Annotated in this window: 12 protein-coding genes; 9 read left to right on the top strand and 3 right to left on the bottom strand. The window is 63.0% G+C overall.

Features of this window, described 5'->3' with window-relative positions; all coding sequences use genetic code 11:
* The first annotated feature begins 309 nt into the window (after positions 1-309).
* The 4 genes from M0D65_RS29015 (at position 310) to M0D65_RS29000 (ending at position 4,189) form a co-directional block, all read left to right on the top strand.
* Positions 310-1,524 carry a DUF2863 family protein gene (locus M0D65_RS29015; protein ID WP_091018229.1) on the top strand — a complete coding sequence of 405 codons (1,215 nt, stop codon included), beginning with the start codon at positions 310-312 and terminating at the stop codon, positions 1,522-1,524.
* A gap of 248 nt (positions 1,525-1,772) precedes the next feature.
* A complete protein-coding gene (locus tag M0D65_RS29010; RefSeq protein WP_266255616.1) occupies positions 1,773-2,627 on the top strand; it encodes a response regulator transcription factor in 855 nt (284 codons plus the stop codon).
* A gap of 127 nt (positions 2,628-2,754) precedes the next feature.
* Positions 2,755-3,429 (top strand): energy-coupling factor ABC transporter permease, encoded by a 675-nt coding sequence (locus tag M0D65_RS29005; RefSeq protein WP_091018231.1) that lies wholly within the window; start codon positions 2,755-2,757, stop codon positions 3,427-3,429.
* A 148-nt stretch (positions 3,430-3,577) separates the two neighbouring features.
* Positions 3,578-4,189: a hypothetical protein gene (locus tag M0D65_RS29000; RefSeq protein WP_266255615.1), complete on the top strand. Its 612-nt coding sequence runs from the start codon at positions 3,578-3,580 to the stop codon at positions 4,187-4,189.
* A gap of 158 nt (positions 4,190-4,347) precedes the next feature.
* On the opposite strand, the gene M0D65_RS28995 is transcribed toward M0D65_RS29000, so the two are convergent.
* Positions 4,348-5,526 carry a M14-type cytosolic carboxypeptidase gene (locus M0D65_RS28995; RefSeq protein ID WP_266255614.1) on the bottom strand — a complete coding sequence of 393 codons (1,179 nt, stop codon included), beginning with the start codon at positions 5,524-5,526 and terminating at the stop codon, positions 4,348-4,350.
* Positions 5,527-5,558: 32 nt separating this feature from the next.
* Positions 5,559-6,341: a peroxide stress protein YaaA gene (gene yaaA / locus M0D65_RS28990; RefSeq protein ID WP_266255613.1), complete on the bottom strand. Its 783-nt coding sequence runs from the start codon at positions 6,339-6,341 to the stop codon at positions 5,559-5,561.
* Between the two features lie 57 nt (positions 6,342-6,398).
* On the opposite strand from yaaA, the gene M0D65_RS28985 reads away from it, so the two are divergent.
* Both M0D65_RS28985 and M0D65_RS28980 read left to right on the top strand, forming a co-directional pair.
* The gene (locus tag M0D65_RS28985; protein ID WP_266255612.1) at positions 6,399-6,911 is read left to right on the top strand and encodes a putative toxin-antitoxin system toxin component, PIN family; all 513 of its coding nucleotides are present in this window, start codon (positions 6,399-6,401) and stop codon (positions 6,909-6,911) included.
* A gap of 81 nt (positions 6,912-6,992) precedes the next feature.
* Complete coding sequence (locus M0D65_RS28980; RefSeq protein ID WP_266255611.1) at positions 6,993-8,165, top strand: pyridoxal phosphate-dependent aminotransferase; 1,173 nt, start codon at positions 6,993-6,995, stop codon at positions 8,163-8,165.
* A 97-nt stretch (positions 8,166-8,262) separates the two neighbouring features.
* On the opposite strand, the gene M0D65_RS28975 is transcribed toward M0D65_RS28980, so the two are convergent.
* On the bottom strand, positions 8,263-8,910 hold the full coding sequence (locus M0D65_RS28975; protein ID WP_266255610.1) for a glutathione S-transferase family protein: 648 nt from the start codon (positions 8,908-8,910) through the stop codon (positions 8,263-8,265).
* Between the two features lie 128 nt (positions 8,911-9,038).
* Between M0D65_RS28975 and M0D65_RS28970 the strand changes: the two genes are divergently transcribed.
* From M0D65_RS28970 to M0D65_RS28960, 3 genes are read left to right on the top strand one after another with little or no spacing between them, the layout of a single operon-like run.
* Positions 9,039-10,586, top strand: coding sequence for a 3-hydroxyacyl-CoA dehydrogenase (locus M0D65_RS28970; protein ID WP_266255609.1), 1,548 nt, complete (start codon positions 9,039-9,041; stop codon positions 10,584-10,586).
* Entirely contained in the window at positions 10,583-11,386 is an 804-nt protein-coding gene (locus M0D65_RS28965) for an oxepin-CoA hydrolase, alternative type (RefSeq protein WP_266255608.1), read from the top strand. The genes M0D65_RS28970 and M0D65_RS28965 overlap by 4 nt, the downstream gene beginning before the upstream one ends.
* Positions 11,383-12,114, top strand: a complete 732-nt coding sequence (locus M0D65_RS28960) for a histidine phosphatase family protein (RefSeq protein ID WP_266255607.1) — start codon at positions 11,383-11,385, stop codon at positions 12,112-12,114. The genes M0D65_RS28965 and M0D65_RS28960 overlap by 4 nt, the downstream gene beginning before the upstream one ends.
* Positions 12,115-12,124 lie beyond the last annotated feature (10 nt).

Here is a 12,124-nt window from a genome sequence, read left to right as displayed (position 1 = left end):
GGAGCGCGAAAGACCGAGATTCTAGCGACACCATCCAACCCGCGCAAGCGTTATTCGAAGATTTTTTCAACGCACCGATCGCGCAATTCAATCCCCTCTTCGTCGACACAAAGAGGCGCGCCCTACCTGCCGCTCAAGACACGAAACGAGGCGCACCGAAATCCGCAATACCTCACTGAGCCCCATCACCAAACCAGTGCAATCGGCTCTCCCACATACAGAGGCAGCAGCATCCGGGATGCCGACCAAATGATGTCCGCGCTCAGAACCGACTAGAATGTGGGGTTCTTTGCCCCTCATTCCGGATTTATGCGCTCGCGAATCGCCAAACGCCTTCCCCCTGACGCCGACAAGCTTGTCGGACTGTCGCTTGCACTGTTCGCGTCGGGCAGCCGCACCGAAGACCGCTTCTGGGAAACGAAGCTCGATGCTCTGCTGGCAAAAATCGTCCGTAACGGCAATCAGACCACGCTGGATGCCGCGCTCGACCATCTGCAGCAAAATCATCCGGACGCCTACGGTGCCCTCGCCGATATGGCGGAAACCCATAGCGAGTCGTTTACCGTCGAGCACGACGGCACGCCATACGAAGCTCTGCTGATCGCAGCGCCCGTGCTCGCGTGGACCCGCTACGCGATCCCCTCCGGCACGCTCAAGACCGATGCCGCCGATGCATTGCGCGCCCATCTGCAAGCGCATGTGCTTGCAGCGGATACGCGTGTCGCGATGGCGCCGTTCCTGTACAGCATCGATCAGTTGCCGCGCCATCACGTCGAAACCTGGCGCATCGCGCAGCAACTGGCGCAGACAGCGCTCGGCGGCGCCGCTGCACGCATCAACTTTGGCGAGCTGCCGGAAACCTCGCCGATTCTTGCCGACCCGCGCTTCCTGCTGGCCGTAGTCGCCGCACCGGTCGGCGCACCGGTGTTCCGTTGGCAGGAAGAAGAGCATGGCACGCGGATCGAGCGCGGCCAGTGTCTCGAGCAATGGGCGACACAAGGCGGTGCCAATCTTTCGCTGGTGCTGCCAGGTTGCGAGTTCGAATGCCTGCTGCCCGATGCGTATTACTCCGCCTGTCGCGACGCCGACGAGCAGGTGCGTCCACACACCGTGCGCACGGCAGTCCGCTATCTGTTCGATACGATCGGTGCGGCACCGCAGGAATTGCGCGCGGTCGTCGCCGGATTTGGCGAACGTCGCATCGACGAGTATCGCGTGGGTTTTACGCGACGCGGCAGCAATGAAGTCATCTACGGCGTCGTCTGGCCGCTGTACGGTCGGGAAAACGGCGAACCGGGCATCGACGAAGAACCGCAGGAAGCAACGCCTGCCGATGGCCCGATCGAAGAAATCGTCGCACTGCTGAAGGAAACCGGCATCACCGATATCCGCCGCCATGCGGGACGCTTCGAGCCTGAATATTGCGACGACTGCGGCGTGCCGCTTTATGCGGATCCGCTCGGCGAAATCGTCCACGCCGAAATGCCCGAAGACGCCGAGCCGGCACAACCGCATTTCCATTAGCCGCCCGCTTCCATATCGTCGTCGCTCACGATTTCAATGAGATAAGACGACCGGACAGACGACGCCAAACCCTGTGAGCGGATTCCGTTCACAGGGTTTTTCATTTGGCGCTTTGCCTATGACTTCTGGATAGGGGTCTTATTGCAAGGAATTTGTCATCATGGGTCCAGCGGCACATCGCCATGCAGCCGGCCCGCGCCGCGCTTGCATGCATCGAGCCGTTTCGAGCGATCTATGGGAGGCAAGGCATGCGATTTTCAGTTCTCAACTCCGACGCTGAGCGGCGCGACGGTCTCAAGGCACTGCTACGGCAAATCGATCGGCAGGCGCGCTTCAGCGAAGCGCCTGACTGGCGCCAGACCGACCGGATGCTACGCAGGCACCGCTCGGATCTACTGGTTGTCGACTGGCAGGCATGGATGCGGACCACCGACATCCGCGAACTGCTCGCCGAACATCCCGGGCTGCCGGTCGCCGTGCTGACCGATCACGCATCGCTCGCCGGTGTACGCGCATTGCTCGACGAAGGCGTACTCGGCGTGATCCCACGCTCGATCGATCCACGCCTCATCATCCGTGCATTCGAAATGGTGCTGCTGGGCGGTCACTATGTGCCCGCCGACGCGCTCTCTGTGGAGTCGCTAAAGCCACCACCCGAGATCCCCCCTCGCCCGTTCGACGACCGGCACGCGCCGCCCCGACGCTCACGCCTCATGAACGGCCTGTCGCCGCGCCAGGAGCAGATCATGCGTTGCGTGCACATGGGCAGCACGAACAAGATGATTGCGCGCACGCTCGGCATCAGCGAAGGCACCGTCAAGATTCACCTGGGCAGCATATTCCAGCAGCTGGGTGCGCCCAATCGCGCCGCCGCGGTCGCGATCTACAACGGCTGGCTGGCAGCGCAGCTGGAGGTGCTCTATGCCGAACTCGACCGGGCGCCGCGACCCGTGCTCGGACAGCCCGGCGCGGTTCCGCTACGAAGCCGTGCACGCTCGCCCTTCATGTATGCGCGGCCCACCGAAGACAGCGCCGAAGCCCTCCCGATGGCCGCCGAACCTACGGTTCCATTCGGCGATCCCGGCACGCACAACTCGGCCTGAGTTCCCGCCGATACGCACACCAACACTCGCGCCACGACGCGGGCGAACGCCCGCGCCAGTGGCGTTTCGCGTAGCTGGCGCGGAATCCGCTTACACCTTTCCGCCCCCAACGAGTAATATGAGATACATGGGTTTCTTCTATACACCGCTTCCGCTCTGGGTCGCTGTCGGTGGCTGGATCGCCGCTGCGGGACTGCTTGCGCTCGCGTTGTGGAAAAATCCGTTCAAGCGGCTGCAGGACGGAACCCTGCAACACGTCTGGCTGGCCATCATCGTCGCCGTGTCGGTGCTGTGGGCCAGCAACGCATGGCTCGACGACGGCACCGTGGTTCATCTGCTCGGCGCGACGCTCGTTGTCACGCTGTTCGACTGGGCGCTCGCACTAATCGCGATGGCCGTGGTCACTGGCCTCGCCGCCGTTATCTTCGACGCACCATGGCAAGGCATCGCACTGACGTTCCTGGTTTTCGGCGCATTGCCGGTCGGGATTTCGGCGTTGCTGCAGCGTGCGAGCATCGCGTGGCTGCCGCGCAATCTCTTCATGTTTATCTTCGGACTGGGCTTCGTTTCGCCGGCGATCGCCGTGACTGCGACCTCGGCGCTGGCGCTCGGATTGCACATCGCGCTCTCCGATGGATCGACTGCAGTCATACCGGTCGGCTACGTATTCAGCGTCTTTTTGCTGGCCAGCGGCGAAGCATGGTTCACCGGTATGTCCACCGCGCTGATCGCGGTTTATCGCCCTGCATGGGTCACCACTTACGACGTCCGTCGTTATCGTCTGGGCGGTCCTCGCACGTGACGGTCCGCCGATCCACTACAATGCTGCGGCAGGTCGCGCGGCGGCAAGGCATGCCGCCATGCGCGCCACACAATATTTGCGTCAGGATTGAACTCCTCTTCGCGCCTCGGCATCTTATGTGCCTGACGTCTTCATAGCCTTTAACTAGATGGATTGCACCAACACTCCGCGCCCGTTGCTGCGCTGGATCGGCCGGCTAGCGGTATTCATGGCAAGCGTTTCGCTCGTCTGCACCGCCCCCGCCTTCGCCGATCAACTCGAACAGCACAACGAACTCGTCACCCGATTCGTCAATGACATGCACGCCGATCCGCTCGTCGCCGATTGCGCCGCGCATGCCAATTTCGTCGTCAGTACTTCTTCCGCATTCGATCACGTCGACTTTCCACCCAGCTCGTTCGACAGTTCTCACGCGTCGGTCACGCCCTGGAACGATTCGTTCGACGACGGCAAACAGCGCGTCAAGGTCGACAGCGTCGTGACCGTCGAAGGGCTCGGCATTCCGCAAGCGAGCGGCGGCGATCCGATGGATCTGAAGTTCCGCTGCGGCTATGTCGGCAGTCAGATGCTCGCTTTTAGCTGGAACGATCCGGTGCCGCCCGCGCGCGCAGCTCATAGCAGTTCGTCGTCGGGTAAGAAGAAAGCATTGAGAGGCCGGCACACGACGAAGAAATCGACGGGCAGCGTGTCGAAGGGCTCGAAGGCCACTGCGAAACCTGGCGCAAAGAAGGCGCCATCGAAAACGAAGAAAACGCATTGATGAGGCAACGCAACGTTCCTCGCATGCTGGTCATCCGCATACTTCGCGTCGCGATAAAAACACACCGTCCCGACGCGCAATAAAAACGGGGAGCACGCCAGCCGCATGCTCCCCGTTTCGCTTCGCACCTGCTCGCGCGTGTCGCCGGTAGCCGGTGGTCAGTCGAACGTTTCGACGTGCCGCAAGATCGCCTGCAGCATCGCTGCGCCGAGCGACGCACTGCGCTCGCCATTCCAGCCCACTCGCTCGTCCGGCAGGTTCGCATTGTCCTTGAAGGGCATCTCGAGTGTCAGCGACAGGCAGCCAAACGTATGGCCGATGTACTTCGACGCGAGCTTCAACGCGTCTTGCCGGTACTTGCTCGCTTCGTAGCCATATTTGTCCTGAAAGTCAGGGCTGGCCTGCTTGAACGCTTCGACGAATGCCTTCTGCTCGATGCCCTGCTGTTCCGTGAAACCGGGCAGCATCTCCGAGCCCGCGACGAATACATACGGCAACGCCTCGTCGCCGTGAACATCGAAGAACAGATCGCAGCCCGTCGCGTGAATCGCATCGCGCACGACCAGCACTTCGGGACTGCGCGCCGCGTCCGGCTCCAGCCATTCGCGATTCAGATTCGCGCCGGTCGCGTTGGTCCGCAGGTTGCCGCGCACGCTACCGTCGGGATTCATGTTCGGCACGATGTAGAACGTCGCGTGGTCGTAGAGTTTGCGCGCGACCGGGTCACCCGCCCAGTCTCCCCAGCCGGCCAGCCGTTTCACAAGCCCTTCGACAAACCACTCCGCCATCGTCTCGCCCGGATGCTGGCGCGCGATGATCCAGACTTTTTTCTTTGGCTTCCAGGACGCATCACCGGCATCGTCGGCGTCGGTATCCGGCGCACCAAGCGTCAGTAGCGACATCGGGCGTCCTTCCACGGTTCTGCCCAGCTCGGTCAACGACGCGTGCGGCATCTGCTGGACCGCGCCGAGAAACTCCGAGTGGCGCTCCTCGCTGTACGGCTCGAAGTACGCGTAGTAGATGCTGTCGAAATCGGGCGTGTGATCGATGGTCAGCACGCGGCCGTCGTAGGTGGTCGGCACGCGGAACCAGTTCACCCGGTCGTAGCTCGCGGCCGCCTGATAGTCACGCCAGCCCGCGGCAAACGCACAGTCGGCGGCATTTTCGAAGGTCATCACGCAGCGCTCGCCGCGCGCGCCCGTCAAGCGGAAATAGAACCACTGCGCGAAATCGGCGTGACTGTCGGGACGCACGCGCAGACGAATGTCGTCGGCCTGCGTGCACGACACGACATCGATTGCGCCCGCATCGAAATTGCTCGTAATGGACAGCGTCATGATGTTTTCCTGCTTCGGTGTGATCGCGCCGCTCAGTCGGCGATGCGACGGCGAAATACATAGGTGGCGTCGTTCGAAGCATCCGCATCGAATGCGTAGCCTTCCGACGAAAAATTCTTCAACTGTTCGGGCGCATCGAGCCGCTGTTCGACCGCGTAGCGCGCCATCAAACCGCGTGCGCGCTTCGCGTGAAAGCTGATGACCTTGTAGCGACCGCCCTTCCAGTCCTCGAACACCGGCGTGATGACCGGCGCATCGAGCAGCTTCGGCTTCACGGACTTGAAGTACTCACCCGATGCGCAGTTAACCAGCACCTGTGCGGCGCGCGTGTTCTTTTTCAGTTGCGCGTTCAACGCCTCGGTGATGCGCGCACCCCAGAACGCATACAGGTCCTTGCCGCGCGCATTGGCGAGGCGCGTGCCCATTTCGAGCCGGTACGGTTGCAGCAGGTCGAGCGGGCGCAGCAGCCCGTACAGGCCGGACAGCACGCGCACATGCTTTTGCGCATAGTCGAGATCCGCCGCCGACAGCGAACGCGCATCGAATCCCTCATACACGTCGCCGTTAAACGCTAGCACCGCCTGCTTCGCATTGCGCGTGTCGAAGACCGGCGACCAGTCGGCATAGCGCTGAAAGTTGAGCCGCGCGAGCGGATCGGAGATATCCATCAGTGTCGAGATCTGTTGCGGCGACAAACGGCGCAGGCCGCCGATCAGTTCGGCGGCGTCATCGATGAAATCGGGGAGCGTGTGCTTTTTGACGTGCGGGGGCGTTTCGTAGTCCAGCGATTTCGCCGGCGACAGAACGATTATCATAGAGGCTTGCAGGCACGCCGTGCCTGGCGGTCAAAGACGAAAGCCAGATTGTAACGAATGCCCGGTTCTCATGCCTCGCACGACGCGCTGCGCGTCGTACTCGATTCGAATGTATGGATCGATATTCTCGTGTTCGACGATCCGCATACGCGGCCGATTCGTGTCGCGCTCGAACACGGCACGCTGGTCGCGCTGATCGACGCGCGTTGTCTCGCGGAACTGACGTACGTGCTTGACTATCCGCAGTTCGTGCAACGTTCGGTCGACAAGGCAGCCGCGCTTGCCACGATCGCGCGGCTCACAGAACTGGTCGTCCCACCTGCAACAACCGAAGAAGCCCGGCCGCTACCAAAGTGCAAGGACCGTGACGACCAGAAGTTTCTCGAGTTGGCGCACGCGGCCGGTGCGGACTGGCTGGTATCGAAGGACCGCGCGGTGCTGAAGCTCGCGCGCCGCATCGCACGCGATTTCGACTTCCAGATTGCGCAGCCCGCGGCGTTCGTCGCCGCGTGCGCATTGCCGGCGGACGCACACGACGAATCCGCCACCGGTGAGCCAACGCCCGTCTGACACACACGTTGCCGCGGGTTTCCCTACAATCGGGTTTTCGCCACTCCAGTCACGCTCCAGCCCACGCTTCGGAACAGCGCCATGAATGCACCGCACGACACGCCAGCGATCCCCTCGTTTCCGTCCCGCCTGCCGAACGTCGGCACGACGATCTTCACCGTCATGAGCGCGCTCGCCGCCGAAAAGGGTGCGGTCAATCTCGGCCAGGGCTTCCCTGACTTCGATTGCGATCCGCGTATCGTCGATGCGGTCGCGAACGCCATGCGCAGCGGCCACAACCAGTACCCGCCGATGGCCGGCGTCGCGCCGCTGCGCGAAGCGATCGCGGACAAGATCGCGAACCTGTACGGCCGCCGCTACGACGCCGCGAGCGAGATCACCGTCACCGCAGGCGCAACCCAGGCACTGCTGACCGCGATTCTCTGCACGGTGCACCCTGGCGACGAAGTCATCGTCGTCGAGCCGACTTACGACAGCTACGTACCGTCGATCGAACTCGCCGGCGGCGTCCCCGTATTCGTCACACTTGAAGCACCGGACTACCGGATTCCGTTCGACCGGCTCGCCGCTGCAATCACGCCGAAAACGCGGTTATTGCTGATCAACACCCCGCACAATCCGACCGGCACCGTGTGGCGCGCGGAAGATATGCGCAAGCTCGAAGCGATCGTGCGCGGCACCAACGTGCTGATCCTTTCCGACGAGGTGTACGAGCACATGGTGTACGACGGCGCACCGCACGAAAGCGTCATCCGCTACCCGGAACTGGCGCAGCGCAGCTTCGTGGTGTCGAGCTTCGGCAAGACGTATCACGTGACGGGCTGGAAGGTCGGCTATGTCGCGGCACCTGCCGCGCTGACCGCCGAATTCCGCAAGGTGCACCAGTTCAATGTGTTTACGGTCAATACCCCGATGCAGGTCGGGCTCGCGGACTATCTGCGCGATCCCACGCCGTACCTGGAACTGCCGGCGTTCTATCAGCGCAAGCGCGATTTTTTCCGCGCCGGGCTCGAGAACACGCGCTTCAAGCTGCTGCCGTGCACAGGCACGTACTTCCAGTGTGTCGATTACTCGGCAATCAGCGATCTGCCGGAGGCCGACTTCGCACAGTGGCTAACCGCGGAAATCGGTGTCGCCGCAATTCCAGTGTCGGCGTTCTATCACGCACCACATGAGTCGGGCGTGGTGCGCTTCTGCTTCGCGAAGAAAGAAAGTACGCTCGCCACCGCGCTCGAGCGGCTGGCTCAGCTCTGACATCATGGTGCGCGCGGCGATGCGAACGAACCCATGCTGTTCGCCATCCCGCGCTTCCTCGATCAGCGTGCCGACGTCTGCGCACGCCTCCGCGGATTCAAGATTGCGAGGTCGACGCGATATACGCCTTGCGATCGTCGGCCACGCGCCGCGCGGCCGGCCGGTCGCTAACGGCCTTCAAATACGCCTTCCAGTCGATCCCCACATCGGCCAGAAAGTCGTGACCGTAGATGATCTGCGTCGTACCGCCGACAAGCGGCAGGCTCACATAGCCCGCGATATCGGCCACGCTGAACCTCTCGCCGCGCAGAAACGGCCCGAACTGCGCGATGCGCCTGAAGCCGGCGACGTGCCGCGTCAGCAGCTTCTCGACTCGCCCTTTCGTCGCATCGGTGACCGTGCCGCCGAAGTACGCCTGCTTGTACAGGTCGCGCGCCACGAGTTCGAGATGCAGGTCGATGAACGTGATCAGCTCGCGCTCTTTGGCCGCCTCCCACGGGTCGCGCGAAAAAATCGCCTTGTCCGGATAGCGCGCGGCCAGATACTCGAGGATCGCCTGCGATTCGCACAGGTCGCCCTCTTCGGTCTGGATGTACGGCACCTTGCCGAGCGGCGAGTGCACGAACACGGCCTCGTCCTGAGCCGGCTTGACGAGCACCTCTTCGAACGGAATATCGTGTTCGAGCAACGCGAACTTCACCTTGTTGTAGTAGTTCGACAGCGCAAAGCCACACAGCTTGATCATTCGATATCTCCTTTGACTGGTTGCCGGTACCGCTCGTTGTCACGCGACGGCGGCACTTCGGGTTCGACCTCTGCAGCGAAAATGTACGACCGTGCTATTCTAAAACAATCATGGAGCCCAGCATCACAATGACTTCTCGCCAATACAACATCGAGACGATCGGCATCGTCGGAACCGGCGCAATGGGCCGCGGCATCGCGCAGATCGCCGCACTCGCGGGCCTGAAAGTCCGGCTTTACGATACGAACCCGGCCGCTGTCGGCGCCGCGCGCGACTATCTGGCCGACACCTTCGCGAAACTCACTGCCAAAGGCAAGCTCGATCAGGCGCGCTCGCTGGCTGCGCTTGCCTGCGTGAGCGGTGCGGCAGCGATTAATGAACTCGCCGACTGCGATCTCGTGATCGAAGCGATCGTCGAGAAGCTCGACGTGAAGCAAGCGCTCTTTCGCGAACTCGAAGCGATCATCGGTGAGCAGTGCGTGCTGGCCTCGAACACGTCGTCGCTGTCGATCACCGCGATCGCCGCCGCGTGCTCCGACCCGTCGCGTGTGGTCGGTTTTCACTTCTTCAATCCGGTGCCGCTGATGAAGGTCGTCGAAGTGATCGACGGTCTGCGCGGCGATCCGGCCGCCGGCGACGCGCTGATGCAACTCGCGCGACGCGTCGGCCATACGCCGGTGCGCGCGAAGGACATGCCGGGCTTCATCGTCAATCATGCCGGGCGCGGCATGAACACCGAGGGCCTGCGTATCGCGGGCGAAGGCGTGGCGGAATTCGTCGACATCGATCGCATCATGCGCGAGCAGGCGGGCTTTCGTCTCGGGCCGTTCGAACTGCTCGACCTGACTGCGCTCGACGTGTCGCATCCGGTGATGGAGTCGATCTATCACCAGTTCTATGAAGAACCACGCTTCACACCGTCGCCGATTACCGGCACGCGGCTCGCGGGCGGGTTGATCGGCCGCAAGACCGGTGAAGGTTTCTATCGCTACGTCGATGGCCAGCAACAAGTGCCGGCTGAAGCGCCTGCACCGACCGCGCTGCCGCAGCGCGTGTGGGTGAGCCGCCAGCACGCATGCGCGCGCGACGCGGTTCTGCAACTCGTCGCGAAGACCGGTGTGGCGCTCGACGAAGGCGACACGCCCGCCGCCGATTCGCTGCTGATCGTCACGCCATTCGGTCTCGATGCGACCACCGCCGCGGTCGAAGAAGGACTCGACGCGCGCCGCGTCGTCGCAATCGATGCGCTGTTCCCGCTCGTCGGCGCGAAACGCCGCACGCTGATGACTACACCCGCTACCAGTCGCGACGTACGCGATGCCGCACATGCGCTCTTCGCCGCCGACGGCGTACCGGTCACGGTGATCCGCGATTCGACCGGCTTCGTCGCGCAACGTGTCGTCGCGACCATCGTCAACATCGGCTGCGACATCGCCCAACGGCAGATCGCCTCGCCGCAAGACATCGATCTCGCAGTCACACTCGGCCTCGGTTATCCGCGCGGCCCGCTGGCACTCGGCGACGCGCTCGGCGCAAGCACGATCCTGACGATCCTGCGCAACATCTCGAAGGTACTCGGCGATCCGCGCTATCGCCCGTCGCCGTGGCTCGCAAGACGCGCGCAACTCGGCCTGTCGCTGACCCAGGGCGACGCCGCTACGGAGCATCCGCAATGAGCGCCGAACTCCTCACCTCCCGCCCGACACTCGCCGGCAACGACGACAGCGCGTCGACGCTCGTGCTCACGTTGTCGAACCCGGGCGCACGCAATGCGCTGCATCCCGACATGTACGCAGCCGGCATCGAAGCGCTCGATTCGGCGGAACGCAATCCGTCGATTCGCGCGATCGTCCTCACCGGTGCCGACCGCTTCTTCTGTGCGGGCGGCAACCTGAACCGGTTACTCGAAAACCGCGCCAAAGATCCGTCAGTGCAGGCGCAAAGCATCGACCTGCTCGGCGAATGGATCGCAGCATTGCGCGCCTCGTCGAAGCCGGTGATCGCAGCGGTGGAAGGCGCGGCAGCGGGCGCGGGTTTCTCGCTCGCACTTGCCTGCGACCTGATCGTCGCCGCCGACGACGCAAAATTCGTGATGTCGTACGCGCGCGTCGGCCTGACACCGGACGGTGGCGGCTCGTGGTTTCTCTCGCGTGCGTTACCGCGCCAGCTTGCGACCGAAGTGCTGATCGAAGGCAAACCGATCGTTGCTACACGCCTTAACGCACTTGGCGTCGTGAACCGGCTGACGAAACCGGGCGCGGCGCTCGATGCAGCCATCGCATGGGCCGACGAACTGAGCGGCGTATCGCCGCACGCGATCGCGCGTATCAAGACGCTGATCGGCGCAGCCGGTGCGCAACCGCTCGACGCGCATCTCGTCGCCGAACGCGATAGCTTCGTCGAGTCGTTGCATCACGGCGATGCGCTCGAGGGCATCACCGCGTTCCTCGAAAAGCGGCCACCGGTATACAAATGAGCGAACCCGACACGCCCGCTTTCGAACTACCGCCGCGGCGCCGCATTTTTCTGATGCGGCACGGCGACGTCACGTATTTCGACGCGTCGGGACGCGCAATCGAACCCGACACCGTACCGCTCAACGACGACGGCCGCATGCAGGCAACTGCTGCTGGCCGTGCGTTCGCCGAGCAGCAGATCCGCTTCGACAAGGTGATCGTGAGCGGCTTGCCGCGCACCGTCGAAACCGCACAGCGCGTACTCGCCGAAACCGGCCAGAAGATCGAACTCGTCGTTGAACCCGCATGGCAGGAGATTCGCGGCGGCAAGCTCAGCAGCATTCCCGCCGGTGAAATCGAAAGCGCGTTTCTCGGCGCGTTCGACGGTATCGTCGATGAGCGCACGCGCTTTCTCGGTGGCGAAACAATCGGCGAACTGTTTGACCGCGTGCTGCCGCCACTTGCCGCGCTACGAGAAGACACGTCGTGGGACACGGTGCTGCTGGTGCTGCACGGCGGCGTCAACCGCGCGATCCTGTCGCATGCGCTGACCGCGGGCGGTCGCACGTTCTTCGGTCATCTCGCGCAGGCAACCGGTTGTATCAATGCGCTCGACGTCGGCGTTGCACCGCGCGACTGGGTCCTGCGCACGATCAATTACGCACCGCCGTCGCCGCTGCATCGCGACGTCCGCAATACGACGCTGGAAATGCTTTACGCGCAATTCATTCAATACCGGCGTAGCTGAAAAACGATCT

Source organism: Paraburkholderia sp. CHISQ3, assembly GCF_030464945.1.
Lineage (GTDB): Bacteria > Pseudomonadota > Gammaproteobacteria > Burkholderiales > Burkholderiaceae > Paraburkholderia > Paraburkholderia megapolitana.
The sequence above is the reverse complement of the archived record's forward strand: the minus strand, read 5'-3'. Positions and strand labels throughout refer to the sequence as shown.